Origin of the sequence: Halogeometricum rufum (assembly GCF_900112175.1) — an archaeon.
GTDB lineage: Archaea > Halobacteriota > Halobacteria > Halobacteriales > Haloferacaceae > Halogeometricum > Halogeometricum rufum.
The window spans coordinates 313,456-337,228 of sequence record NZ_FOYT01000003.1; the positions used below are offsets into that span (position 1 = coordinate 313,456).

At 70.2% G+C, this 23,773-nt stretch carries 26 protein-coding genes; 17 read left to right on the forward strand and 9 right to left on the reverse strand.

Features of this window, described 5'->3' with window-relative positions; translation table 11 throughout:
- Window positions 1–87: 87 nt before the first annotated feature.
- Window positions 88–936, reverse strand: a complete 849-nt coding sequence (locus BM310_RS16620; RefSeq protein WP_089809942.1) for a hypothetical protein — start codon at window positions 934–936, stop codon at window positions 88–90.
- A 139-nt stretch (window positions 937–1,075) separates the two neighbouring features.
- Here BM310_RS16620 and BM310_RS16625 point away from each other — a divergent pair, with 139 nt between their 5' ends.
- The gene (locus BM310_RS16625) at window positions 1,076–2,008 is read left to right on the forward strand and encodes an alpha/beta fold hydrolase (RefSeq protein ID WP_089809819.1); all 933 of its coding nucleotides are present in this window, start codon (window positions 1,076–1,078) and stop codon (window positions 2,006–2,008) included.
- A 10-nt stretch (window positions 2,009–2,018) separates the two neighbouring features.
- On the opposite strand, the gene BM310_RS16630 is transcribed toward BM310_RS16625, so the two are convergent.
- The 4 genes from BM310_RS16630 to BM310_RS16645 form a co-directional block, all read right to left on the reverse strand.
- On the reverse strand, window positions 2,019–3,515 hold the full coding sequence (locus BM310_RS16630; RefSeq protein WP_089809821.1) for a TrkH family potassium uptake protein: 1,497 nt from the start codon (window positions 3,513–3,515) through the stop codon (window positions 2,019–2,021).
- A gap of 93 nt (window positions 3,516–3,608) precedes the next feature.
- Window positions 3,609–4,082, reverse strand: a complete 474-nt coding sequence (locus BM310_RS16635) for a nucleoside deaminase (protein WP_089809823.1) — start codon at window positions 4,080–4,082, stop codon at window positions 3,609–3,611.
- A 91-nt stretch (window positions 4,083–4,173) separates the two neighbouring features.
- Window positions 4,174–5,160: a formate/nitrite transporter family protein gene (locus tag BM310_RS16640; RefSeq protein WP_089809825.1), complete on the reverse strand. Its 987-nt coding sequence runs from the start codon at window positions 5,158–5,160 to the stop codon at window positions 4,174–4,176.
- On the reverse strand, window positions 5,157–5,474 hold the full coding sequence (locus BM310_RS16645) for a hypothetical protein (protein ID WP_089809827.1): 318 nt from the start codon (window positions 5,472–5,474) through the stop codon (window positions 5,157–5,159). Before BM310_RS16645 ends, BM310_RS16640 begins: the two co-directional genes overlap by 4 nt.
- A 257-nt stretch (window positions 5,475–5,731) precedes the next feature.
- Between BM310_RS16645 and BM310_RS16650 the strand changes: the two genes are divergently transcribed.
- The 11 genes from BM310_RS16650 to BM310_RS16700 are packed head-to-tail and all read left to right on the forward strand — an operon-like array spanning window position 5,732 to window position 13,919.
- Window positions 5,732–6,289: a Na+/H+ antiporter subunit E gene (locus BM310_RS16650; protein WP_197428039.1), complete on the forward strand. Its 558-nt coding sequence runs from the start codon at window positions 5,732–5,734 to the stop codon at window positions 6,287–6,289.
- Entirely contained in the window at window positions 6,289–6,570 is a 282-nt protein-coding gene (locus BM310_RS16655; RefSeq protein WP_089809829.1) for a monovalent cation/H+ antiporter complex subunit F, read from the forward strand. The genes BM310_RS16650 and BM310_RS16655 overlap by 1 nt, the downstream gene beginning before the upstream one ends.
- Window positions 6,567–6,890 carry a monovalent cation/H(+) antiporter subunit G gene (gene mnhG / locus BM310_RS16660; protein ID WP_089809830.1) on the forward strand — a complete coding sequence of 108 codons (324 nt, stop codon included), beginning with the start codon at window positions 6,567–6,569 and terminating at the stop codon, window positions 6,888–6,890. The genes BM310_RS16655 and mnhG overlap by 4 nt, the downstream gene beginning before the upstream one ends.
- Window positions 6,887–7,477, forward strand: a complete 591-nt coding sequence (locus BM310_RS16665) for a DUF4040 domain-containing protein (RefSeq protein ID WP_089809831.1) — start codon at window positions 6,887–6,889, stop codon at window positions 7,475–7,477. The genes mnhG and BM310_RS16665 overlap by 4 nt, the downstream gene beginning before the upstream one ends.
- Window positions 7,474–7,911, forward strand: a complete 438-nt coding sequence (locus tag BM310_RS16670) for an MnhB domain-containing protein (protein WP_089809833.1) — start codon at window positions 7,474–7,476, stop codon at window positions 7,909–7,911. The genes BM310_RS16665 and BM310_RS16670 overlap by 4 nt, the downstream gene beginning before the upstream one ends.
- The gene (locus BM310_RS16675) at window positions 7,911–8,270 is read left to right on the forward strand and encodes a cation:proton antiporter subunit C (RefSeq protein WP_218156468.1); all 360 of its coding nucleotides are present in this window, start codon (window positions 7,911–7,913) and stop codon (window positions 8,268–8,270) included. Before BM310_RS16670 ends, BM310_RS16675 begins: the two co-directional genes overlap by 1 nt.
- Window positions 8,267–9,733, forward strand: coding sequence for a complex I subunit 5 family protein (locus BM310_RS16680; protein ID WP_089809835.1), 1,467 nt, complete (start codon window positions 8,267–8,269; stop codon window positions 9,731–9,733). Before BM310_RS16675 ends, BM310_RS16680 begins: the two co-directional genes overlap by 4 nt.
- On the forward strand, window positions 9,724–11,277 hold the full coding sequence (locus tag BM310_RS16685; protein ID WP_089809838.1) for a proton-conducting transporter transmembrane domain-containing protein: 1,554 nt from the start codon (window positions 9,724–9,726) through the stop codon (window positions 11,275–11,277). The genes BM310_RS16680 and BM310_RS16685 overlap by 10 nt, the downstream gene beginning before the upstream one ends.
- A complete protein-coding gene (locus BM310_RS16690; RefSeq protein ID WP_089809840.1) occupies window positions 11,274–12,953 on the forward strand; it encodes a proton-conducting transporter transmembrane domain-containing protein in 1,680 nt (559 codons plus the stop codon). The genes BM310_RS16685 and BM310_RS16690 overlap by 4 nt, the downstream gene beginning before the upstream one ends.
- 17 nt (window positions 12,954–12,970) lie before the next feature.
- Window positions 12,971–13,387 (forward strand): hypothetical protein, encoded by a 417-nt coding sequence (locus BM310_RS16695; RefSeq protein ID WP_089809842.1) that lies wholly within the window; start codon window positions 12,971–12,973, stop codon window positions 13,385–13,387.
- Window positions 13,388–13,430: 43 nt separating this feature from the next.
- Window positions 13,431–13,919: an Lrp/AsnC family transcriptional regulator gene (locus tag BM310_RS16700; RefSeq protein ID WP_089809844.1), complete on the forward strand. Its 489-nt coding sequence runs from the start codon at window positions 13,431–13,433 to the stop codon at window positions 13,917–13,919.
- Between the two features lie 58 nt (window positions 13,920–13,977).
- On the opposite strand, the gene BM310_RS16705 is transcribed toward BM310_RS16700, so the two are convergent.
- Entirely contained in the window at window positions 13,978–14,793 is an 816-nt protein-coding gene (locus BM310_RS16705; RefSeq protein WP_089809847.1) for a DUF7847 domain-containing protein, read from the reverse strand.
- Between the two features lie 160 nt (window positions 14,794–14,953).
- Here BM310_RS16705 and BM310_RS16710 point away from each other — a divergent pair, with 160 nt between their 5' ends.
- Window positions 14,954–15,703, forward strand: coding sequence for a hypothetical protein (locus BM310_RS16710; RefSeq protein WP_089809849.1), 750 nt, complete (start codon window positions 14,954–14,956; stop codon window positions 15,701–15,703).
- Between the two features lie 47 nt (window positions 15,704–15,750).
- Here the strand turns inward: BM310_RS16710 and BM310_RS16715 are convergent, their stop codons facing one another.
- The gene (locus BM310_RS16715) at window positions 15,751–16,524 is read right to left on the reverse strand and encodes a CPBP family intramembrane glutamic endopeptidase (RefSeq protein WP_143105180.1); all 774 of its coding nucleotides are present in this window, start codon (window positions 16,522–16,524) and stop codon (window positions 15,751–15,753) included.
- A gap of 460 nt (window positions 16,525–16,984) precedes the next feature.
- Here BM310_RS16715 and BM310_RS16720 point away from each other — a divergent pair, with 460 nt between their 5' ends.
- Both BM310_RS16720 and BM310_RS16725 read left to right on the forward strand, forming a co-directional pair.
- Entirely contained in the window at window positions 16,985–17,896 is a 912-nt protein-coding gene (locus BM310_RS16720; protein ID WP_089809853.1) for a CPBP family intramembrane glutamic endopeptidase, read from the forward strand.
- 123 nt (window positions 17,897–18,019) lie between these two features.
- A complete protein-coding gene (locus tag BM310_RS16725) occupies window positions 18,020–18,466 on the forward strand; it encodes a hypothetical protein (protein WP_089809854.1) in 447 nt (148 codons plus the stop codon).
- A gap of 10 nt (window positions 18,467–18,476) precedes the next feature.
- On the opposite strand, the gene BM310_RS16730 is transcribed toward BM310_RS16725, so the two are convergent.
- Both BM310_RS16730 and BM310_RS16735 read right to left on the reverse strand, forming a co-directional pair.
- A complete protein-coding gene (locus BM310_RS16730; protein ID WP_089809855.1) occupies window positions 18,477–19,901 on the reverse strand; it encodes an FAD-dependent oxidoreductase in 1,425 nt (474 codons plus the stop codon).
- A 149-nt stretch (window positions 19,902–20,050) separates the two neighbouring features.
- Window positions 20,051–21,004, reverse strand: coding sequence for an ArsR/SmtB family transcription factor (locus BM310_RS16735; protein ID WP_089809856.1), 954 nt, complete (start codon window positions 21,002–21,004; stop codon window positions 20,051–20,053).
- Window positions 21,005–21,114: 110 nt separating this feature from the next.
- Between BM310_RS16735 and BM310_RS16740 the strand changes: the two genes are divergently transcribed.
- A complete protein-coding gene (locus BM310_RS16740; protein ID WP_089809857.1) occupies window positions 21,115–22,833 on the forward strand; it encodes a sensor histidine kinase in 1,719 nt (572 codons plus the stop codon).
- Window positions 22,834–22,937: 104 nt separating this feature from the next.
- Window positions 22,938–23,753, forward strand: a complete 816-nt coding sequence (locus tag BM310_RS16745; protein WP_089809858.1) for a universal stress protein — start codon at window positions 22,938–22,940, stop codon at window positions 23,751–23,753.
- Window positions 23,754–23,773: the final 20 nt, after the last annotated feature.

The following is a 23,773-nucleotide window of genomic DNA, read 5'->3' on the forward strand; positions in this document are numbered from 1 at the left end:
CTGAACGTTTCCCTCGTGTGCCCGGGTGGTCGCGGGCCGCGCCGACTGGGGGTCGTCGCCGACCCGGAGTCGCCGGCGCGCGACCCCTCAGGCCGACTGCCGAGGCTCCCCGCCCGCCGGCGGCCGTCCCCCGTCCATCGCCAGCACGTACCGCACGGCCAGCACCGCGGCGACGGCCACCGGGAAGAACGTGAAGACGGCCGCGACGGGCGTGATAGTGACCGCGTCGCCGAGCGCGAACACGACCGTCGCCGCGGAGATGGACGCGGCGAGCGTCGCGCCGAGCACCAGCACCACGCCGGCGAAGACGTAGCCCCAGGTGCGCCGTCGGTAGAGCCACGCGGCGGACAGCAGTATCGACGGTACGACGACGCCGAGGTCGAGGACGTGCGAGGCCATCGCCTGCGGGCCCGCCTCCAGGACGACGAGCGGAACCGTCCCGCTCGCCAGCGCGAGCGCTACGTCCGAGAGCCACAGCGCCGCGAGTCCGAGTCCGACGACGACCAGCGCCCCGGCGTACAGCGAGGTGCGGATGCGTCCCTCCAGCGCCTCCCGGACGGCCGCCGCGTCGGTCGTCACGAGGCCGCCGACGAGCGTGAACAGCGAGAGGGAGAACAGCGCGACGTACGCGAGGAACAGGTCGTTGAACGAGACCTGAACCGCGACGCTCAGCCACGTGTACGTCGAGTACGCCAGCGCGCCGAGCCAGACGATACGGCCGCGGGGAGAGCCCCGCATCGCGTACCGGAGGCCGACCGCGAGGACGGGGAGACCGACGAGGAGAACCGTGAGGTCCTGCAGCTGATACTGTGCGACGAGGGCGGGGGCGTCCCGGTAGTGACCCGGTCGGAGGAGACCGAGGAGCGACGAGACGGCGGCGAGCGCGAGTATCGCCACCGTCGAGAGGACGTGCCACCGACGGAGTTGACTGGTCATGTCGTTCACCGGCAGAGAGTACGTCTGAGACGGAGTTAACTGACGACGATGGTTCTCAGCGGGTAGTACCCGCGGTCGGAGGGTCCAGCAGGTAGAAGACGCGGCGGCGAGTACCGGCGCGTGGCACCGGAGCCATCGAATGAACGTACACGAACTCGTCGACGTCGGTACCGTGGGACTGAGCGCCCTCCTCGTCCGCGACGCGAAGTTCTTCGCTCGCTCGCTCGCGGCCCCGTCGCTCCTCGACGCCGCGGCCGGCGCGGACGCCGACGTCGCCGCCGCCGCCCTCTCGAAAGCCGGCCGTCGGACGGTGACCGTCGACACCCCGTGCGGTGCGTTCGAGGCGGCGTACGTGCCGTGGCGGTGGCGCGGCCCGGAGTATCCGACGCTCCTCTACCACCACGGCAGCGGCGAGCGACCGTTCGACTTCGGCCGCTTCGGGACGAACTCGTTCCGTCGGCTGTTCGTCACCGCAGACTCGGAGATTCCGGCCAACGTCGTCGCCGTCAGGGCCCCGTTCCACGGCGGGACGAACGCGGCGTACGCCCGGGCGATGGGTGACCTCGAGAACTTCGTCGGGATGCTCGCCGCGTCGGTCGGTCTGATGGAGGCGCTGACGGTCCGAGCGCGCGAGCGGACGGACGCGTCCGTCCACCTCGCCGGCATCAGCCTCGGCGGGTGGGCGACCAACCTCCACCGGGCCTGTTTCGACACCGCCGACGGTTACGTCCCGATGTTCGCGGGCGCCGCGCTCGGCGAGATGTTCGTCTCCTCGGCCTACCGGAAACTGACGGGTGCCCCGGCCCGCCGGAACCCGGACCGTCTCCGGGAGGTGCTCGACTTCGAGGAAGCGTTCGCGGCCGTCGACGCCGACGACTGTCGCCCGCTACTCGGACGGTACGACCGCATCATCGAGTACGAAGCGCAGCGACCGGGGTACGGCGAGATGGCTCCGGTCGTTCTAAACAGGGGCCACGTCACCGGGTCGCTCGCGACGGCGCGACTGCGCGAACACGTCCTCGACGGGCTCTCGAACGGACGAGGCCGCGAAACTGCGGATGGCCGGATGTGACGCTCGCGCCTCAGGACCGCCAGAACGCGGGCGTCAGTAGCACTAGCACCGGGATTATCTCGATGCGGCCGACCCACATCAGGAACGTCATCAACAGTTTCGTCGGCGCGGAGAACGGCTCGTAACTGGCGAACGGCCCGGCGATGCCGAACGCGGGTCCGACGTTGAAGAACGTGGAGGCGGCGGCGCCCATCGCCTCGAACTCGGTTATCGAGAGCGCCCCACGAGAGGCGTCGACGGCGACGAAGACGGTGGCGGCGATGAAGAACAGGAGGCTCACGAGCGTGTAGGCGTAGATGTCGCGAATCGTCTCCTCCTCGACGACGCTCCCGCTGAGTCGGACCGGGCGGACCGCCCGCGGGTTCGACGCCGTGAACAGGTCGCGGCGGAACGCCTTCAGGACGACCAGCCACCGGAGCGTCTTTATCGAACAGGTGGTGCTGCCCGCCATCCCGCCGACGAACATGCAGACGAACAGCAGGTGCTTCGCGCCCGACGACCAGAGGTCGAAGTTCGTACTCGCGTACCCCGTCGTCGTGACGATGGAGACGACCTGAAACAGCGAGTGGCGAGCCACCTCCTCGACGCCAGCGGGCGGCCCGCCGTCCGCGAACAGGATGCCCGCCACGCCGGCGGCGAACAGGAGGAGGAGACCGACGTAGAAGCGGAACTCCTCGTTCTCGTACAACCGGTCGAGGCTCCCGGTGACGACGAAGTAGACGAGGAAAAAGTTCGTCGCGCCGACGACCATGAACGGGACGACGGCCCACTGGACCGCCGGCGAGAAGGCGGCGACGCTCTCCGGGCGCGGAGAGAAGCCGGCGGTCGAGATGGTGGTGAACGCGTGCGCGACGGCGTCGTACAGCGTCATCGCGGGTGCCAGTCCGCCGAGGTGGAGGCCGTAGAGGACGGCGACCTGCAGTGCGGTGAGACCGAGGTACAGCCGTCCCAACAGCCCCGCAGTCTGCGAAATCTTCGGCGTGAGTTTGTTGACGTCGCGGGTCTGGCTCTCCGTCTCCATCAGTTGCGCGCCCCCGACGGACAGTTGCGAGAGGATGGCCGTCGCGAGGACGAGGATGCCCAGTCCGCCCATCCACTGGAGGACGGCGCGCCAGAGGAGCACCGCCCGCGAGTGTGCGCCGAAGTCGACGACCACCGTCGCACCCGTGGTGGTGATACCGCTCATGCTCTCGAACAGGGCGTTCACCGGATTGGCGAGCGTTCCGGCGCCGGCGACGACGAACGGCACGGCCCCCACGACGGAGACGGCCAACCACGTCGCCGACACCATCAGGAACGCCTCCCGTTCGCCGAGGCTGTCCTCGTCGGTCAGTCGTTCGAGAGCGGCACCGACGGCGACGGTTCCGACCGTCGGGACGAGGAACGGGAGGAGCGCCGTCCCGTCGTACAGGGCGAGTCCGAGAGGAAGCGCGAGCGGAACCCACAGCCACTTGAGCACGGTCCCGACGAGTCGGAGGCTCACTCGCCACTCGACTCGCGTCAACATCTGGCGGTCACGTCGGTCGATGAACTCCCCGGAGGACGAAAAGTGTGGCGCGACGGCCGCGGACCGACCGCCCGCGTGCGTCGAGGCGGCGGCTCAGTCGTCGCCGCGGAACTCGCGGTGGACCGCCAGCCCCTCGGCTTCGAGGACGCCGCCGACAACGTCGACGTCGCACCCGCGCCGGTCGAAAATCTCGCCGCACGGGACGCCCTCGCTGCCGCCGAACTCCGCGGCCGCCCGTGCGCCGGAGACGCTGTAGACGACGGCGCCGAGGCTCGAAATCGAGATACCGCCCGCGCACATCGGGCACGGTTCGGTGCTCGTGTACATCACGGCTCGCTCGCGTTCCGCCGGCGCGAGTTCTCGCGCCGCCCGCCGGGCGAGCGTCAGTTCCGGGTGGAGCGCGATGTCGTCGTCCGTGCGCTCCCGGTTCGTCTCCTCCATCACGACGGCGTCGTCGAGGACGAGCAACGACCCGTACGGGCCGTCGCCGCGGTCACCGGCCGCGCGCGCGAGTTCGATGGCTCGTTCGACGTACGCCTCGTGGTCGAGTGCGTGTAGGTCGGGCATCGCCCGGGAGTTCGTCGGCCGAGCGAAGGAGTGTTGCGGTCGCGGTACGGTCGCAGCATCGAAGCGACCCCACGACGCGACTGCACCGTCGCTACCCGCCTCGGCCCCTCGCGGCGACGCGTTCGGGACCCGTCGGGTCCGGCGTCTCCGACTCGGGGGCGCTAATTTGGAGGCTGAACAGCCACTCTCGGAGTCCGAGACGGCGGCGCTTCCCGTCGCCGTCCGGGAAGGGGTCCGCCGTCTGCCCGTAGTTGAGCAGCGTCACCAGGAACACACCGCCGATGGTGTTTCCGACGAGGACGGGTACGGCGAACTCCCAGAGGCCGACGAACAGGTCGACGTTCCCGGTGAAGACGAGATAGAACGTGTCGGCCGAACTGACGACGATGTGGTAGAGCCCCGTCGCCGGGATGGTGAAGATGATGAGGTAGATGAGTACCACGCGCGAGATGGAGTCGCGGACGGCGTGTTCCAGCCACACCAGTCCGGCGACCAGCCACCCCGCGAAGACGGCCTTGAACACGAGGTCCCACCACGGCGTCTCGACGCCGCGAGCGCCGATTTCGACCGCTGCGGCGGCGGCAGCCGGCGAGAACACGCCGGTGTTCGCGAGAACGAACGCGCCGACGAGGGCGCCGGTGAGGTTCCCCGCCAGCACGGCGACCCAGACGCGGAACAGCGAGGGGACGCTGGCGACGCGGGTCAACACGAGCGTCACCGGGGTCAGCGTGTTCTCGGTGTAGAGCTGATACCGGCCCATGATGATGTAGACGAACCCGAGCGGGTAGAGCAACGGCGCGACGAGGCCCGCCGTGTCGTCGGGGAAGGCGGCCTTCGTCGTCGCGTAGACGAAGAAGGTGAGCGTGATGGCGAACCCCGCCGCGAGACCGCTGAGGTACAGACGCAGGCTCTCGCTACCGACCTCCTCGTCGGCCGTCGCGACGACTCGCTGGAATATCTCGTCGGTCGAGAACCGGTCTCCGACCGCCTTTCCCGCCGCGGGCGCGCCGCTTCTGGCCCGGTCACCGTCAGGGTGGCCGTTCGCCGGACGGGGGGCGGCCGCCCCGGGAGCGCTCATCGGGAGTCGGCCTCTCCCTCCGTTCGCTCGCTGGGCTTGACGGCGGCGTCCGCGGACTCTCCCGCCGAGCCTTTCTGTCGATTGACGGTGTACATCGTGACTCTGTAGAGCAGGTAACTGAACGCTGTGAACGCCACCAGTTCGACGAGGTACAACTCGACGGCCTCGACGAGCGTTATCTGCTCGATGATGACGCTCCGGGTCGCCGCGAGTGCGACGTAGGCGACGAGCAGCGTGAGCGCGGGCATCACGACCAGCAACGCCGCCGTCAGGACCAGCCAGAACCGGTCGGTCAGGGGGGAGTCGTCGCTCATCTCAGCCACCCGGACGAGTCGTGCTGGCGGTCACGCTCGGCCCGTCTTCTCCACTCTTCGGGCCGGTGCAGGGTGTGCTGGTCCGTCTCTCGCTTCGCCGCCGTCGTCTCGGTTCGTGACCCATACCGAGCATCCGTCACGGAGCAACATAAACTATTCTACGAATTTACCGACATGGTAAAGTATATGTGGATATATTACCAGAATGTGAAAAAACAAGCCGCGTTCCGCGACGGTTGGGTTGCCGGGAGGGCCCCGTGAGCCGACTGACGGCCGCCGCGGCCGACGGACTTCGGGACGCCGCGGTCCGCTACGGGGCGACGGGCCTCGTCGCGTACGGTTTCTACCTGGCGCTCGGGGATCCGACGGACCCGTTCGACCTCGTGACCGGGTTCGTGAGTGCGGTGGTCGTCGCCGCCGTCCTCGGCGCCGTCGTCTTCGAGACCGCGCCCTCGCGCGGGAGCCTCGGCGTCGTCGCTCGCGCCGTCGTGTTCCTCCCCCGACTCCTCGCCGCCGTCGTCCGCGCGAACCTGTCGCTCGCGCGGGTCGTCCTCGACCCGCGACTCCCGATAGCGCCGTCGGTGGTCCGCGTCCCGGCGCCCGAGGGGAACCTCGCTCGGGCGCTGTTGGCCAACAGCATCACGCTGACGCCGGGGACGGTGACGCTCGACGTCACGGACGACGAACTGGTGGTCCACGCGCTGACCGAAGCCAGCCGGACCGAACTGCTGGCGGGGTCGCTGGCGCGGTCCGTCGCCTTCGTCACCGGCGACCCCGTCACCGAGACGACCGACGACGAGACGGAGGGCACCTGATGACGACGCCCGTCGCGACGACCGGACTGTTGCTCGGCGGTGTCGCCCTCGTCGCCCTCGCGACTGCGCTCCTCTGGCGAGTCGTCGTCGGCCCCACGACGGCCGACCGCGTCGTCGCGGTCAACGTCGTCGGGACGACCACCGTCGTCGTCATCGCCCTCCTGAGCGCGGCGCTCGACGAACCGGGTTTCCTCGACGTTGCGCTCGTCTACGCGCTGTTGAACTTCCTGCTCTCGCTCGGCCTCTCGCGGTTCTCCGTCGAACGGGGTGGGTTGTTGTGACCCCCGTCGACGCCGCCGTCGTGGCGCTGGTCGCCGGGAGCGTCTTCTTCTCTCTCGTCGCCGTCGTCGGGTTCGTCCGCCTCCCCGACGTGTTCGCCCGGGCGCACGCCGCCTCCAAGAGCGAGACGCTCGGAGCGCTTCTCGGCCTCCTCGCCGCGGGCGTCGCCTTCGGCCCGGGTGCCGAGTCGGTGAAACTGCTCATGCTGGCGCTGTTCGTCCTCGTCACGGGCCCCACCGCCGCCCACGCCATCGTCAGAGCGGCCGCGAGAGCGGGCGACACGCCGACGACCGTCGCGGACGACGCCGGAGGCGAGCGATGACTCCCGAGACGGCGGTGCTGTACGCGCTGCTCGGCTTCACGCTGGCCACCGCCGTCGTGACCGCACTCGCGCGCACGGTGCTCACGGCCATCGTCGCGTTCGGGGCGTACAGCCTCGGTCTCGCGATGGTGTGGGTCGTCCTCCGCGCCCCCGACGTGGGCCTCACGGAGGCGGCCGTCGGCGCGGGCGTGACGACCGGACTGTTCCTCCTCGTCGCGCGGCGAGCGACGCCCTCGCGCGGTTCGCCGGTGGTCGGGTCGTCAGCGTCGCCCGCGACGGCGGTGGAGCGTCCCCCGGAGTCCGATTCGAGCACGACCGACCTTCGCGCCGCCGCCGTCGCAGGCGTCGTGACCGCCGGACTCCTCCTCACGGTGCCCGCGCTCCCGGCCGTCGGCGCGGCGGACGCGCCGGCGTTCGGTCCCGTCACGGAGTTCTACCTGACCGACGCCGCCGACCGCGGCATCGACAACGCGGTGACGGCCGTGCTGGTCGTCTACCGCGGGTTCGACACGTTCGGCGAGATAGCCGTCGTCTTCACGGCCGCCGTCGCCGTCTTGGCCGTCCTCGGCCGGGAGGTGCTGGTGTGAGCCCCCCATCGCGCGTCGAGAGTACGGTCGTCACGACGACGGTCAGACTGCTCTCGCCGTTCGTGCTGACGTTCGCGCTGTTCACGCTGTTCCACGGCACGTCCTCGGTCGGCGGCGGCTTCCAGGGCGGCGTCGTCGCCGCCGCCGTCGTGGTGTCGTTCGCCTTCGCGTTCGGCGTTCAGGAGACGGCGGCGTGGCTCTCGCCGCGGACGCTTCTGGCACTCGTCGCCGCCGGTCCCCTCGTCTTCGGCGTCGTCTCGATGGCCGGGCTGGTCTTCGGCGGGGCGTTCATGCAGTTCGACGTGCTGCCGATTCCGAAGCCGTCGGTCTACGCGACGGAGGCGATAGAACTCGGCATCGGCGCGACAGTCGGCGCCGTCGTCTCTGTGCTGTTCGTCCGTCTCGCCGCGGACCCCGCCGGAGGTGAGCGGTAGTGGTGGACGTGCCGACGATACTGGCGACGCGGGCGGCGTACGTGGCGTACGCGCTCCTCGTGGGCGTCGGTCTGTACGTCCTCGTCGCCGAGGACAACCTCGTGAAGCGCGTCATCGGGCTGAACCTGTTCCAGACGGGCGTCTTCCTGTTCTTCGTCGCGAGCGCGTTCCGCGCGGGCGGCCGCGTGCCGTTGCTCTCGGCGCCCGGCCCGTACGTCAACCCCCTGCCGCACGTGCTCATCCTGACGGCCATCGTCGTCGGGGTGAGCGTCACCGCCGTCGCCCTCGCCCTCGTCGTCCGCCTGCACGACGAGTACGGGACGTTCAGCGAGCGCGCGATTCGGGAGGTGCGGCGATGAGCGACCTGCTCCCCTTCCTCGTCGCGGTGCCGTTGCTCGGCGCCCTCGCTCCCCTCGTCGTCGGCGTCGGCCGACCGGACGCGGTGGGGCGGGTGACGGCGGCCGTCCTCCTCGTCCACCTCGGTGTGGCCGCCGCGGCCGTCTGGGGAGTCGTCACGGGCGGCGCCCTCTCGTACGTCGTCGGCGGACTGCCGGCCGCGTACGGCATCGGCCTCCGCCTCGACGCGGTGTCGAGCGCGTTCGTCCTCCTCGTCGCCGTCGTGTCCGCGGCCGCCCACCTCGCGGTCCGAACCGACCCGACGGGACCGACTGACAGCCTCTGGTTGCTCCTCGTCGCCGGCCTGACCGGCGTCTGCGTCACCGCGGACGTGTTCAACCTCTACGTCTTCCTCGAAATTTCGGGGCTGGCCGCGTACGCCCTCGTCGCGAGTCGCCGCGGGGCGACGGCGGCGCTCGCCGCCCTGAACTACCTGCTCGCCGGCACCGTCGGGGCGACGCTGTACCTCCTCGGCGTCGGGTACGCCTACGTCGCCACCGGGACGCTCTCGATGGCGACCCTGCGAGTCGAACTGGCCGGCGCGGGCTACGACTCGCCCCTCGTCGTCGCCGCGTTCGTCCTCGTGACGCTCGGACTGGGCGTGAAAATCGCGCTGTTCCCGGTCCACGGCTGGAAGCCCGACGCCTACCGGGCGGCGCCGGCCGACGTCAGCGTCCTGCTGGCCGCGCTCGGGTCCACCGTCGCCGGCTACGCCCTCGTCCGCGTCACGTTCGACGTGTTCACCGCGTCGTTCCTCGCGGCCGTCCCCCTCGTCGGGGCGTCGCTGACCGTTATCGGCCTCGTGAGCGTCGTCGTCGGCGGCTACCTGACGCTCCGGCAGGCGAACCTCCAGCGCCTGTTCGCGTTCTCGTCGGTGCTCCAGTTCGGCCTCGTCGTGGCCGGCGTGGGACTCGCGACGCCCGCCGCCGTGACCGGTGCGCTGGTCCTCCTCCTCGCCCACGCCGTCGCGAAGGGGTCGCTGTTCGCCGCCGCGGGTGTGTTCGAGCGGCGGTACGGCGCGAAGACGCTCGCCGACTACGCCGGACTCGGGCGCGAGAGCCCGGTTCTCGGGGTGTCGGTGGCCGTCCTGTTCGCCTCGCTGGTCGGCCTGCCGCCGACGGCCGGGTTCGCGGGCAAGTGGTACGTCGCGCTCGGCGCCGTCGCGTCCGCGTCGTGGGTCGCCGCCGCCGTCGTCGTCCTCAGCACCCTCCTGTCGCTGGCCTACGCCGGCCGCATCGTCGAACGCCTGTTCCTCGCAGAGAGCGACTCGGCCGGGGTCGCCGTCGCAGACGGCGGACCCGACGACCTGTCCGTCCGGCGGGCCGTGGCGCTCGTCGCCGTCGCGGCGGGGTTCGTCGTCGTCGCGGGACTGACCTCGACGGCGCTCTCGGCGTGGTTCGCGCCGGTCGTGGGGGGATGGCTGTGACCGACGCGGCGTCGCTCCTGCCGTTCGCGGCGGTGGTCCTGCCCGCGGTGTCGATTCCGCTCCTGTACCTCGCCCGGACCCGCCCGAACGTCCGGGAGGCGGTGACGCTGGCGGCGGCGGCGGCGACGCTGGTCGTCGTCTGGTTCATGACCGAGTCGGCGACGACGCACGTCGCCGCGCTGGGGTCCGTCGCGGGCGTCGCCTTCGAACTCAGGGCCGACGCCGCGGGGTTGCTGTTCGCGCTCCTCGCCGCGACGCTGTGGGTGGTGACGAGCGTCTACAGCATCGGCTACGTTCGTACGCTCGACGAACACGCCCAGACGCGCTACTTCGCCTCGTTCGCCGCCAGCGTCGCGGCGACGATGGGCGTCGCCTTCGCCGCGAACCTGTTCACGCTGTTCGTGTTCTACGAACTGCTGACGCTCGCGACGTACCCGCTGGTCGCTCACGCGGAGACGCGCGAGGCACGAATCGCCGCCCGGAAGTACGTCGCGTACACGCTCGGCGGCGGCGTCGTCGCCCTCGGCGGCGTCCTCCTCGTCGCCGTCCTCGCGGGGACGGTGACGTTCGACGCGGGCGGCCTCTCGTCGCTCGCGGCCGCCGACCCGACGCTGGCACGCGTCGCGTTCGCGCTCCTCGTCGTCGGCTTCGGCGTGAAGACGGCCGTGATGCCCCTGCACGGGTGGCTGCCGGCCGCGATGGTCGCGCCGACGCCCGTCTCGGGGCTGTTGCACGCCGTCGCCGTCGTCAAGAGCGGCGTGTTCGCCCTGGGCCGGACGGTCCTGTACGTGTTCGGCCCGGAGACGACGTGGGACCTCGGGATGGGACTCCCGCTGGCCGTCGCCGCCGCCGTCACGATGGTGCTGGCGGGCGTCGTCGGCCTCCGGCAGGACAACCTCAAGCGGGGGCTGGCGTACTCGACGGTGAGCCAACTGTCGTACGTCGCGCTGGGTCTGGCCCTCGCGACGCCGCTGTCGGTGTTCGGGGCGTTCGTCCACGTCGTCGCCCACGCGTTCATGAAGATAACGCTGTTCTTCGTCGCGGGCGTCGTCGCCGCCGAGACGGGCGTGAAGTACGTCTCGGACCTCGCGGGCATCGGCCGGCGACTCCCGCTGACGATGGCCGCCTTCGGCGTCGCCGCGGCGGGCCTCATCGGCTTCCCCCTCGTCGCCGGCTTCGTCAGCAAGTTCCACCTCGTCCTCGGCGCGGCGGCGAGTCCGTACCCCGTCTTCGTCGCCGCGTACCTGCTGGCGGGCCTGCTGAAGTTGCTCTACTTCTGGCCCGTCGTCTACGTCGCCTTCTTCGGACGGCGCGGGTCCGACGGCTCCGAGAGCGAACACGCGTTCGCACCGCCGCACGCCACCGACGGCGGATACGCGGCGGCGGCGACGTGGGAGCGTCGCACGCTCGGTGCCGAGACGACGCCGTTCATGCTGCTCCCGGTGCTGTTCACCGTCGGCGCCGCGGTGGCTCTCGGCGTCGCGCCGACCGCGTTCCCGTTCTGGGACCTGGCGAACGCGGTAGTCGCGGAGGTGTTCGGATGACCGACGTTCTGACGCTCGTCCCCCCGTGGGTCGCGTTCGTCGCCGCCGCCCTCGCCGTCGTCGCCCTGCCGCGGCGCGCCGGCACCGCCGCCGCGGTGTCGCTCACCGCGGTCACGATACCGTGGGTGCTGGTCGCGCCCGCCGGGGCCGCGCCGTCCGTCGCCCCGTTCGGCTTCGAGCAGGTGCTGGTCCGCGTGGACGCGTTCAGTCGGCCGGTGGCCGTCCTGTTCGGCTTCGTCGCCGCGCTGAACGTCCTCTACGGGCACGCGACGGGGGCCGACGCCCGGCAGACGGCGTACTCGCTGTGCTACATGGGCGCGGGCGTCGCCGCCGTCCTCGCGGGCGACTGGCTGACGCTCCTCGTCGCGTGGGAACTGCTCGCCGTCAGCGCGACGGTCCTGGTGTGGCACCACGGGGGCGACGCCGTCCGTCCGGCGTTCCGCTACGCCGTCTACCACCTCGTCGGCGGGGCGTTCCTCGTCGCGGCCGTCGCCCTCCACTACGCCGCCGCGGGGACGTTCGTCTATGACGGCGGTTTCACGCGTGGACTGGCGACGACGCTCGCTCTCGTGAGCGTCGGCGTCAACCTTGGGTTCGTCGGCCTCCACGCGTGGCTGCCAGAGACCTACTCCCGGCCGCACGTCGCCGCCAGCGTCGTGCTGGCCGGCTTCACCACGAAAGTCGCCGTCTACGTCCTCGCCCGCCTCGCGCCCGACGGGCACGCGTTCGTCGTCTGGATGGGCGCGGCGATGGTCCTGTACGGCGTGACGCAGGCCGTCCTCCAGACGGACATGCGCCGACTGCTCTCGTACCACATCGTCTCGCAGGTGGGGTACATGACCGTCGCCGTCGGTATCGGAACCGCGGCCGGTCTCACGGGCGCGTTCGCCCACCTGACGGCGAACGTCCTCTACAAGGGCCTGCTGTTCATGGTCGCCGGCGCGATTATCGCCCGAACCGGCGAGGCGTCGCTGAAGCGCCTCGGCGGACTCGGTCGCCGGATGCCCGTGACGTTCGCGACGTTCCTCGTCGCAGCGCTCGCCATCACCGGTGTCCCCGGGTTCTCCGGCTTCGTGAGCAAGGGGCTCGTGACGAAGGCCGTCGAGAGCGCCGGTCCGGACCTCGTCTGGTGGGTCGTCGTCGTCGGGGGCGTCGGCACGGTGCTCTCGTTCGTCAAGTTCGGGTACTACGCCTTCGTCCGCCGCGCGCCCGAACCGCTCACGGTCGCCCCCGGGTCCACGGCTCTCAGAGTAGCGCTCGTCGTCGTCGCGATACCGTCGGTGGTCTTCGGCGTCCTGCCGGAGGCGTTCCTCGGCGCGTTCCCCGGCGACCCCGGGAGCTTCGACCCCTACGCGGCGAGCGAACTGCTGAAGGCCGCCGCGGTGGCCGCCGCCGGCGTCGCCGCCTTCGCCCTCCTCCGGACGCCGATTTCGCGCGTCCACCCGGCCGACGTCGACCGCGTACTGCACCCCTCGGCCGCGAGACTCGCGACGGGAGTCTCGTCGCTCGCCGTTCGGACCGGCGAGGCGGCCACCGAGGCGGGAATAACCCTGTCCGACCGCCTCGGGTCACACGTCGGTCGTGACCCGGCGGACGCCGAGACGACGCTCCGAACGGCGTTGCTCGCACTCGCCGCGACGACGGGTCTCGCGCTCCTCGTCGCGGCACTCGCCTGACCGACGCATCCACCATCATGACATCCACAGATACGTACGACTCGAAGCCCGACTACGACAGCCTCCTCGCGTTCCTCAGAGACCGGTTCGGCGAGGACCTCCGCTGGGTGGCCTCGTTCGACGCGACGACGTACGACTACCAGATGCGCTACATCAGACCGGACCTCAAGACGGAACTGTCCAGCCACGAGTTCGACGTCGTCGTCCACCGCTCGATTGCGCTGTTCCGTCGCCCGTACGTCGAGGAGGTGTACTCGCACCTCGGTCCGGCGCAGATGCTCGTCATCCAACACGAGCGCGCGACGGCGGTCCACCTGTACATCTCGGACACCGAGGGCGTCATCGTGAAGGTGAAGGCCGGGAACGAGATCGCGGTTCCGACGCTCACCGACGACTGTCTGGACGCCCTGTACCCGACGGAGCGAGGCGAATGACCCGGAACGACCGCCGTCGGGCCGGCTGTTCGGAGGGCGTGGGATGACGCTGCAGGGACTCGACGAACTCGACCGGCGAATCATCTACGAGTTGCAGCGAGACGCGCGACACGTCTCCTCGCGGGACATCGCGGCCGACGTCTCGGCGTCGCCCAGCACGGTCCGAAAGCGCATCCAGCGACTCGAAGACGAGGGCATCGTCCGCCGGTACGGGGCCGACGTGGACTACGGCCGGGCGGGCTACCAACTGTTCGTCCAGATAGTCTGCACCGCGCCGATACCCGAGCGTGACCGCCTCTGTGAGGAGGCGTCGGGCGTGGACGGCGTCGTCGGCGTCCGCGAACTCGCCACCGGCGAACGGAACGTCGTCGTCACCGTCGTCGGCGAGGACGGCGACGACCTGACGCGCATCGCCCGCGAGTTGAGTGCGCTCGGGTTGACCATCGCCGAGGAGCAGTTGATTCGGAACGACGCCTCGCTCCCGTACGCCGGTTTCGACTCGCCCACGACTCCGGACAGAGTCCGCCGCTGAGCGGCGTCGTGACGACCGTCTACCGCGACGGTCCGGCGCGGCGGCGCGTCGCTCGGGGCTACACCGTCTCGCGGCCGACCCCGGTGTCGATGCGGCGGTAGAACGCGACGGAGAAGACGCCGAAGAAGCTGCCGAACAGCGACCCGACGACAGCGAGGAGGGCGGCCACCACGACGGCACCGAGCAACGTTCCCTGCGGCGCCGCGACGAGGTGCGGCGACTGCGGGGTGGCGAGCGACGCCCCGAGGACGAAGACGCCGCCGGCCACCGCACCGAAGACGCCCACGAGCACCGAGTACCCGAACGCGCTCAGGAGGTGGTTCCGCACCACCGAGACGCTGTGTTTCAGCGCCGCGACGGCGTCGAGGCCGCTGACGACGATGGCCTGTCCGTAGAACTGCACGAAGAAGACGAACAGGAGGTACGCGAGGACGCCGACGGCGGCGACGACGCCGACGACGGCGAGGACGGCGAGGCCCGGGCCGCCACTCGCGTCGCCGAAGAGCGCCACGCCGCCGAAGATGGCGCCGACGAAGCCGACGAAACCGACGGCGAAGTTGACGGCGACGAGGACGAGGTACGCGACGAGGACGGAGACGTAGTTCGCCTTCCCCGCGCTGAGGAAGCGTCCAATCGACGTGGGGCCGTCGAGGGCTTCGTCCGCCATGCCGATGAGTCCCGCCTGGAAGAACGGCGTCACGAAGATGAAGAGCAGCGAGAGCGCCAGCGAGACGACGCTGCCGAGGAGCGGGTTCACCGTCTGCAACACCATCTGGGGCGCTTGAAACAGCATCAGTACGAGTACGGGGACGAAGACGACCGGATTGCGCAGGAGAGCGCCGGGCGTCTCGCGGAGGGCATTCAGGACTGCCATGGGCGGGGATTCATCCAGACTCCTGTTAACTATTTCTCACTACTCGCGTTACAGGCCCGCTCACGCGTGCGCCCCTCTCTCTCCGTGCGCGTCCCTGCCTCCTCGACGCGGTCGGACGATTTCTCGAACTATTTTGAGCTACCGGGTTCGTGTCGGACGTATGACCGGCCGTCCAGCGTCCCTCCTCACCAAGACGCAGCGTCGCCGCATCCGCGACGAGTTCGAGGAGTTGAACGAGCAGCAACGCCGTCGCGACCAACGGCAGATACGCGAGCGCATCCGCGCCGGTGCGTTCGACTTCGAACCGCTCGCGGCGTACCCCAACCGACAGCTCGACCTCGCGTTCGAGGACGTCCCCGACGACGAGGTGGAGGCCGCACTCGCGAACGCGACGCTGTTCGTCGAACGCCTCCGGGTACTCGAGGGAATCGAACGGGACGCGGTAGTGAGGCGTGCCCGCGAGGCCGGGGCCGACGCGGCGGCGTCCGACGGAACGCCGAGCCTCGACGAACTGGACCTCCACACCGAGACGGAGATACGGCGCGACGCCGAACAGACCGTCGCGGAACGACTCGCGCCCAACCGATGGGACGAACGGGCGGACGTCCTGCTCAAACTCGCCGCCGCCGGGGCGCTCCCGCTGTTCGTCGTGACGCTGGCGAACGCGGCGACGGCGCGGGGCCTCATCGGCGAGAACACGTTCGTCGGGATTTCGGTGTACCTCTGCGTCCTCGTCGTCGCGTTCGCGCTCACGGGGGTGTTCCTCGTCAAGGGGGCGCAGACGCTGAAGCACGACGTCCTGCCGTGGGTCCGGTTGCTTCGACGGACGCCCGCCGGCGCGTTCCGCGGCGTCGTCGAGTGGGTGCGTCGTCCGGGGGCGAAGCTTCGACAGGTGTGGGACGAACTGTGAAACCCGCCCGCGGACGCCACCGTCGGCTCCTCGCCGCCGCGGGCGGGTCACACCGGCAGGAACTGGAGGGCGATCTCGTGGACGGCTATCGTCCACGACATCGCGTGGGTGACGGCGGTCACCGCGAGGTTCTCGGTCCGCTCGTAGGCGTACCCCCACACAAGCCCCGGAATCGTGGTCGAGAGGCCCCAGTAGACGCTCCCGCCGAGGGCGACTCCCCACGTCAGCAGGCCGACGAGGAAGTGCATGAACCCGAACAGCAGGCCGCCGAAGAGGACGACGCCCACGGTGTCGAACGACTCCCGGAGCCGACCCTGGACGATACCGCGGTACACCAGTTCCTCGGCCGGCGCGGCGAACAGGTACAGGCCGACGAACGCGACGGGCCACAGCAGCGGTCGCGTCTCCAGCGCCAACTGCTCGCTTCCGGTGGTCGGGTTCGGATGCGGGAGACCGACCGCCGCCAGAATCGGTGGGAGGACGACGCTCTGGGCCGCGAAGACGACCGGGATGACGAGTATCCACCCGGCGTCCTCGACTGTCGGCCTGCGGACCTTGACGTATCGCTCCCAGTCGCCTCGCCACAGGAGGTAGGCGACGGCGAACGCCGCGAATCCGATTTGGATGTAGTTGCCGTCGAGGACGCGGACGACGGCGGTGTCGCCGACGCCGAGGAGTGACTCCACGGCCCCGGTGACGACGATTCCGACGACGCCGACGGCGAGGGCCGCGACGGTGATGGCGAGTGCCGCGACGACTGTGCGTCCCCGCGGAAACCGGCTCGGACCGGTGCCGCCGAGGCGGTCCCTCACGAGGCTCATCGTCCCTCCGGATTCGCGACTCGGACGCCGCGCGCAGTCGGAGTCGATGCCGTCCGCGTCCGGACGCGTCGTTCGTTCGCCGTTCGATACCTCGTCCGCGTGGGTCGGCGCTGTCTGCTGGGCGACATCACGGTTCGACGTACCGACCGGTCGCCCCATAAGTCGCCGAGACCGTTCGCGCCAGTTTTCGGCCGTGTACGGCCGTACACCTGTCGTTCGCGAGATTCAGAAGAACGGGTGTACGTGCGTACAGGAACCCGTTCGCCGTCGTCCGTGCGTTCGCCGCCGCACGCTCTCCGACCGCTCGGCGCCCGTCGCGGCCTTCTCCCGTGGCGGCCATCGCCGGCCGCTTCTCGTCCGGCGGCAATCGGGACGAACCGTTTTTTGACTCGTTGACGTATCGCACGGTATGGCCCGCGGCGCTCACGCCGACGACCGGCCGGAGGGGCGGTGAGTTCCGATGCCCGACGACGCGTCGGACTCCTCGTTCGCTCGCGACGCCGAATCCGTCCGCAGGAAGCGAGCGGTGGCCGAAGAGGACGCCGCGCTGCGAGCGTTCGGCCTCTTTCTGGCGGGGACGCTGGCGTTCTCGTGGGGGCTCTGGTCGCTGCTGCTCACGGACGCGGTGCCCGCGTCGGCGACGGGACTGCTCGCGAGGGTCGGCGGGTTCGGTCCGTTCGTCGGGTCGGTCCTCGCCCTGTGGGCGTCGGGGTGGCGCGTCCGCGACTGGCTCCGCGCGAACGTTCGACTCCGCCTTCCCCTCCGCTGGTACGGGTTCGCACTCGTGCTCCCGCCGGTGTTCGTCGCGCTCGCCGGTCTCGTCCACGCGACGGCGTTCGGTGCCAGCTTCGACCTCGACGCCGTCAACCCGCTGTGGTTCTACCCCGTCGCCGTCGTCGTCGTGTTCTTCGTCGGCGGCGGGCAGGAGGAACTGGGCTGGCGCGCCTTCGCGGTACCGGCGCTTCAGCAGCGCTTCTCGGCGGCGACGGCGAGTCTCGGCGTCGGTGCCGTCTGGGCGCTCTGGCACCTCCCCCTGTTCTTGCTCCCGGTCAGTCCCCAGAGCGACCTTCCGCTCGGTCCCTACGTCGTCGCGGTGCTGGCCGTCTCGGTCGTCTTCACGTGGCTCTACAACGCCTCCGGGAGCGTGTTCGTCCCCATGCTCCTCCACGCCGGCATCAACCCCATCGGCGGCTACTTCCCGACGGGCGGCGTCGAGGCGATACGGACGGTCACCGGCTACGGCTCCTACGCCCTCGTCGTCGCCTGCGCCGCCGCCGTCGTCCTCGCCGTGTACGGGCCGGCCCGACTGTCGAACGGCCCCCGCGTGCGGTTGCTCGATATCGTCGCGCGCGCTCCCGAGGAGGAGCGATAGCCGGTCCGGGCCGCCGCCGTTACGGCCGACGAGCGGTACTCTCGGAACCTGATTCTCGGTCGATAGGAATCAGCTGTGAAGCCATCCTCGCTCGGGCCGTACTCTCGGACGGAGGACACCGAGATGACGACAGCGACCGAGGAGAGACGATTCAGACCGACCGACTCGCGACGGCTCGCGCTCTGGCTCTACGTCGTCGGCGCGTTCGGACTGGGCGTGACCGCCCTGTTCGGGGGCGGAAACCTGCTCTTTGACCCGTCGGGGTCGCGGATGAACATGCCCGCGGAGTGGCTGGCCGGGACGCCGTTCCCGGACTACTTCCTCCCCGGACTGTTCCTGTTCACCGTGTTCGGCGTCGGGTCGTTCGCCGTCCTGTACGGAGTCGTTCGCCGGCGCGTCTGGGCGTGGCACGCGGCCCTCGGCCTCGGGATACTCTTGGTCGGGTGGATTCTCGCCCAGATGTACCTGCTGCAGATGGTGAACGTGCTGCACTTCGTCTACGGGGGGCTGGGCCTCCTCTTGGCCGGCCTCGCCCTCCTGCCGTCGGTCCGGACCGAACTCCGGGGGTGAGTCGCGCGACTCACCGGGGACTCGACGACGGCCTCCCCTCCTCGTACCGGTGCGGGTCGGCTTCGCTCTCGTGCTGGCCGCCGCTCGGCGGCGGGAGGAGGACGCGCCGCACCACTCCCGGACGCAACAGCGACGACGGCGGCCGTTCCATCGTGAGGACGCGCACGAACGCGTCCGTCAGTGCGCCGTCGGTGTGCGCGTGGCGGAGCAGGCGTCCGAGATACCAGCCGAAGAAGGCCGTGCCGCGGGGCTTCGGGCCGGTCGTCTCCGTGAAACCGAAGTCGGCCCCGACAGCGAGCGACCACGCGCCGTCGACGACGCCCTCGACGCGGTCGAAGAACCGCGGTGCGAGGTTCTCGCGGCCGTCTGCGAGCACGTGATGTAGCACCAACGCTTCGAGCGCGGCGACGGACATCCCCTGCGCGTACACCGGGTTGAAACTGGCGACGGCGTCGCCGACGACGAGCAACCCGTCGGGGAAGCGGTCGAGGTCCTCGTAGCGGTGTCGCCTGTTCGTCGGGAACGGGTAGTGGTCGATACCGTCGGCCGCCCAGTCGTGGCGCTCCAGCAGTCTAGCAATCTCGGGGACCGGGAGGCTCGCGGCGTACTCGGCGAACGCGTCGCGGTCGGTCGGCGGGACGGTGCCGTGGACGCCCTGCAGGTTCACCACCCAGCGATTTCCCTCGACGGGGGCGGCCATCCCGCCGCGCGTGCGTGGTGCAGACGCCGGGACGAGGAACGTCCGTCGGTCGCTCGGGGGCCGGTCCACGAAGGTGGTGCTGTACGTCATCTCGATTCGGACTTCGTCCGTCGGCGGCGACTCGTAGCCGTGCGTTTCGAGCCAGTTCGGCGTCTTGCTCGCTCGACCGGTGGCGTCCACGACCAGGTCGGCCGGCAACTCCACCGCGTCCCGGCCGGTCCCTTCTCGGAGCACGACACCTCGGACCGTCGTCCCCGCGTCGTCGAGGAGGTAGTCGCCGCCCCGGCAGTTCGTGCGTATCTCGACGCCGTCGCGCGCGGCGACGTGGCGGCGAATCACGTGCTCGAACAGCGGTCTGGTCGCCGAGACAGTCTCCATCCGGGCGGGGCCGTCCGCGAGGAACGCGCCCTCGTCGTAGAACCGGACGTCGCCCGCGAAGTCGGTCACGACGCCGCCGGCCGAAATCACGTCCTCGGCGTAGCCGGGGAGCAGGTCAGCCATCGTCGCGCGCCCGGCCTCCAGAAGCGCGTGGGGATGCCGCCCCTGCGGCACGCCGCGGCGGGCGACCGGGTCGTCCGGCAGTGAGTCGCGTTCGACGACGGTCACCTCGGCGAACGCGTCGGCGAGGACGCGGGCCGCGAGCAGTCCGGCCACGCCCCCGCCGACGACCACCGCGCGGTCACCGCACTCGGCCACGCGCGCGCCGTCGTATCGCGGTATCGTCGCCAGCGTCATCGTCTTCACCTCCCGCGTCCTCGTCTTCGTCTCCCGGTTCGGTCGCGCCGGCGGCGGGCGTCGCGGCGACGTGCGAGTCGGTCTTGGTCTGTGTCTCCATCGCGTGCTAACTGCTCGTGGCAGTCGATATAGTCGTACTCAGCAGGCGTTTACTGTTGGCTAACCGACCGTTCGGTGACGCTGGCGACGGACCCGGCCGCGTCCACGACGAACGCGAGTCGGTCCCGCCCGTGGGCGGCGGTGACCCGGACGGCGGGCGGGTCAGTCGTCAGGACCTCCTCGTGCCAGTCGAGTCCGCGGCGGAGTCCGTCCCACGTGGCCGGGACGTGTTCGACCCCTCGGTCGAAGTAGAAGGCGACGAGCGCCGGGTGGTGGGAGACGGCGGCGTACGACGGACTGCGCCAGTCGAACTTGCAGGCGGTGCAGGCGAACGTCAGGACGGCCGCGAAACGGGAATCGCACGCGTCGCAGACGCTACCGTCCGCGTCGTGGTCCGCGCACACCGCGAGCGACGAGTCCACCGCGCTCCCGCACTCCGGACAGACCCCGTCGCACATCGCCTCGAACCGGTGGATGGAGTAGGCGATGGTCGCGTCCAGCACCCCGTCGGCGTCGCGGCCACGGAGGCCCGCGGGCGGGAGGCTGAACCCGAATATCTCCCCGCCTCTCCGGGGCCAGTATCCCTCGCACGCCGTGCATCGGGCCCACGTGGTCCCGTCCTCGTGCGTTATCTCGACCGGACTCCCGCACAGGGGGCAGTCGGCGTCGACTGGGGACGGACCGACCGTCGGGTCGCCGGTGACGCCGCCCGCGACGACGGCGCGCACGACTCTGAACCCTGGGGCGGCCAGTCGGTAGCCGTCCGCCGTCCGCCGGACGAAGTGACCGGTCAGCCTTCCGAGGTGGTAGTTGAAGTTCCCCGAGTCGTCGACGTCGACCCGGTCGAACAGGTCCGAGAACGAGACGGAACCGTCCGCCTCGTGCGGGTCGTACGCGTCCCAGAGCGCCCGCAGGATGGCGATTCGCGTCTCGTTTCCCAACAGCGTGAACGCGTCGTCGGGCGAGAGCGGTGCCGCGCCTCCCCCGCCCCGGTCCCGTGTCATATGTCATCGTACGACGCTGTGCTGTATAAGTCGACGCTCGTTTTCGGTAGATGAGTACACTTATGCTACTATTCGTCCAACGCAGAATGTCTCTGTAATTCCCCGCTCGTATGACGTGGCAACACACTCTCTACGCCTATCCGACCCTCTTCGCAGCCGTTCTCGCGGCTGCGCTCGGGGCGTACGGACTCGCGTACATCGACCGGAACGGCCGGACGCCGGTCCTCGTGACGTTCGTGTTCGCGACGGCGGCGCTCTCGCTGTGGTCCGGCTTCTCGGCGCTCAAACTCCTCAGCACCGACCCCGCGGTCAAACTGCTCGCCTATCGCCTGCTCTACCTCGGCGCGGCCCCGATAGGCGCGTTCAGCCTGTTGTTCGCGCTGGCGTACACCGACCGCGACGAGTGGCTCCGACCCGCCGTCGTCGCCGCCCTCCTGAGCGTGCCCGTCGTCTATCTGCTACTTCTGTTCACGAACCCCGGCGGCCTCGCGGTCGAGGGGACACGCCTCGTCGAGACGGGCGGTCTCCTCGTCCTGCGAGTGGACGTCGGGCCCGCGCACGTCCCGCTTCAACTGCTCTACAACGCCCTGCTGTCGCTGGTCGCGGTGGCCATCGTCGGGGTGGAGGCGGTCAGGCTCGGGCGAGCGTACCTGCCGCAGGCGGCGCTTCTCGGCCTCGGCATCGGAGCGCCTATCCTCGTCGTCGCGGCGACGTACGCGGGCGTCCCGCCCTTCACCGCGGACAGCGTCAACTTCGTCCCCACGTCGACCGCGGTCACGACGGTTGCGCTCGGGGTCGCCCTGTTCAGATACCGCCTGCTGGACCTCCCACCGATAGCCTACACGACCGCGATGGCGGCCTCGCCCGACGGCGTCCTCGTCGTCGATACGGACCGTCGAGTCGTCCACGCGAACGACCGCGGTGAACGCCTCTTCGCCGGTCTGAACGGCACGATGGGCGACTCCTTCGACGAGGCGTTCCCGGACGTGGCTCTCGAAGACGCGTCCGCCGCCGAGGTCCGAATCGACGGCGAGGACGAGACGCCGACGTTCCTCAGCGTCCGAACGCAACGCCTCCGGCGCCGCGGGAAACGCGTCGGCTGGGTCGTCGTCCTCCGCGACGTGACGGCCCTGCAGGAGCAGAAGCGCGCGATTGAGGAGCAGAACGAGCGGCTCAGACTCCTCAACCAGATAGTCCGCCACGACGTCAGAAACGACATGTCCGTCGTCCTCGGCAACGCGAACCTCCTCGAATCGCTCGTCGAGGACGAGGAGGCCCGGCGCCGACTCGCGACCATCGTCCGGAACGGCGAACACGCCGTCGAACTCACGGAGACCATGCGCGGCCTGATGCGCACGATGCTGGAGGACGCGCCGGAACTCGAACCGGTGTCCCTGCGGCGCGTCGTGAACGACGAGGTGGCGGCGATGCAGGCCGACGACGGCGACTGCGAGGTGACCGTCTCCGGCGAGATTCCGGACGTCCGCGTCGTCGCCGACGACACCCTCGGAACCGTCTTCCGGAACCTCCTCACGAACGGCGTCCGGCACAACGACTCCGACGTTCCGACGGTGACGGTGTCGGCGACCGAGGCGGACGACAGCGTCGTCGTCAGCGTCGCGGACGACGGCCGCGGGATTCCGGCGGACAGACGCGAAGCGATATTCGGCCGCGGGAACAAGGGGCTGGAGAGTCCCGGGACCGGCGTCGGTCTCTACCTCGTCCAGGCGCTCGTCGACGGCTACGGCGGCGAAGTCTGGATAGCGGACAACGAACCCCGCGGCTCCGTCTTCTCCGTGCGACTGCGGACGGCCGCCGACCGGACGTAGCGACCGTCGCCGGTCACGGTCGGCCGCGGAGTGCGCCGGGTCTTCCTGCGCCGTGGGAACCGCGCCGTATCTATATCAAACGATAGTGATAATCTACGGACGTGATGTACGCCGCACTCGTACCAGTCGACAGAGACAGGGACCGCGCGTTCCACCAGGCGAAGTACGTCGAACGACTCGCGAGTTCGGGCGGCGACGTTGCGGCGACGGTGCTGTACGTGGTGCCGCCGAAGGAGTTCGAGAGGGCCGACGACGTGGCGTTCGAGTCTGTCGAGTCGGCCGTTGAGGCCGCCGACTACCTCGAAGACGCCGGGATACCCGTGACGCGGGCCGTCGGCGACGGGAGTCCCGCGGACGAAATCGTCCGCACCGCCGACGAACTCGACGCGGACGAAATCGTCGCGGGCGGCCGGAAACGCTCGGGCGTGACGCCGTTACTGCTGGGGAGTACGGTCCACGACGTGATGCTCTCGGCGGACCGGCCGGTCACCATCACCGGCGAGCGGTCGGTGTTCGGGGAGGGGACGCAGACGCTCCTCGTCGCCGTCGACCGGGACGTCGAACGCGCCACTCGACAAGCCGACTACGTCGCCGCCCGCCCGAACGCCGAGGACGTCGAGGCCGTCGTCTACTACGTGTTCCCGCACCAGGACTACAAGGGGGCGCCCCCGCACGAGTTCGAAGAGGTCGAGGCCGCCGTCGAGGCGGCCGACCGTCTCGAGGCCGCGGGCGTGTCTGTCGAACGCCTGTCGGAGGGCGGCGAAGTCGAACGGAAGATTCTCCGCACGGCCGACGAACGCGACGCGGACGGCATCGTGATGGGCGGGCGGAAACGCTCGGGCGTCCAAAAGGTCCTCCTCGGAAGCGTCGCCCTCGACGTGATGCTCTCGGCGGACCGGCCGGTCACGCTCACCGGATAACGGGGTCGACGGCGGTCACG

Coding starts and splice junctions, on each gene's coding strand:
- BM310_RS16690 (WP_089809840.1), top strand. CDS start 11,274: ATGACCGACGTTCTGACGCTCGTCCCCCCGTGGGTCGCGTTCGTCGCC.
- BM310_RS16745 (WP_089809858.1), top strand. CDS start 22,938: ATGTACGCCGCACTCGTACCAGTCGACAGAGACAGGGACCGCGCGTTC.
- BM310_RS16735 (WP_089809856.1), bottom strand. CDS start 21,004: ATGACACGGGACCGGGGCGGGGGAGGCGCGGCACCGCTCTCGCCCGAC.
- BM310_RS16725 (WP_089809854.1), top strand. CDS start 18,020: ATGACGACAGCGACCGAGGAGAGACGATTCAGACCGACCGACTCGCGA.
- BM310_RS16655 (WP_089809829.1), top strand. CDS start 6,289: ATGACGACGCCCGTCGCGACGACCGGACTGTTGCTCGGCGGTGTCGCC.
- BM310_RS16705 (WP_089809847.1), bottom strand. CDS start 14,793: ATGGCAGTCCTGAATGCCCTCCGCGAGACGCCCGGCGCTCTCCTGCGC.
- BM310_RS16645 (WP_089809827.1), bottom strand. CDS start 5,474: ATGAGCGACGACTCCCCCCTGACCGACCGGTTCTGGCTGGTCCTGACG.
- BM310_RS16620 (WP_089809942.1), bottom strand. CDS start 936: ATGACCAGTCAACTCCGTCGGTGGCACGTCCTCTCGACGGTGGCGATA.
- BM310_RS16680 (WP_089809835.1), top strand. CDS start 8,267: ATGAGCGACCTGCTCCCCTTCCTCGTCGCGGTGCCGTTGCTCGGCGCC.
- BM310_RS16635 (WP_089809823.1), bottom strand. CDS start 4,082: ATGCCCGACCTACACGCACTCGACCACGAGGCGTACGTCGAACGAGCC.
- BM310_RS16685 (WP_089809838.1), top strand. CDS start 9,724: ATGGCTGTGACCGACGCGGCGTCGCTCCTGCCGTTCGCGGCGGTGGTC.
- BM310_RS16630 (WP_089809821.1), bottom strand. CDS start 3,515: ATGTTGACGCGAGTCGAGTGGCGAGTGAGCCTCCGACTCGTCGGGACC.
- BM310_RS16665 (WP_089809831.1), top strand. CDS start 6,887: ATGACTCCCGAGACGGCGGTGCTGTACGCGCTGCTCGGCTTCACGCTG.
- BM310_RS16730 (WP_089809855.1), bottom strand. CDS start 19,901: ATGACGCTGGCGACGATACCGCGATACGACGGCGCGCGCGTGGCCGAG.
- BM310_RS16640 (WP_089809825.1), bottom strand. CDS start 5,160: ATGAGCGCTCCCGGGGCGGCCGCCCCCCGTCCGGCGAACGGCCACCCT.
- BM310_RS16720 (WP_089809853.1), top strand. CDS start 16,985: ATGCCCGACGACGCGTCGGACTCCTCGTTCGCTCGCGACGCCGAATCC.
- BM310_RS16695 (WP_089809842.1), top strand. CDS start 12,971: ATGACATCCACAGATACGTACGACTCGAAGCCCGACTACGACAGCCTC.
- BM310_RS16700 (WP_089809844.1), top strand. CDS start 13,431: ATGACGCTGCAGGGACTCGACGAACTCGACCGGCGAATCATCTACGAG.
- BM310_RS16625 (WP_089809819.1), top strand. CDS start 1,076: ATGAACGTACACGAACTCGTCGACGTCGGTACCGTGGGACTGAGCGCC.
- BM310_RS16715 (WP_143105180.1), bottom strand. CDS start 16,524: ATGAGCCTCGTGAGGGACCGCCTCGGCGGCACCGGTCCGAGCCGGTTT.
- BM310_RS16710 (WP_089809849.1), top strand. CDS start 14,954: ATGACCGGCCGTCCAGCGTCCCTCCTCACCAAGACGCAGCGTCGCCGC.
- BM310_RS16740 (WP_089809857.1), top strand. CDS start 21,115: ATGACGTGGCAACACACTCTCTACGCCTATCCGACCCTCTTCGCAGCC.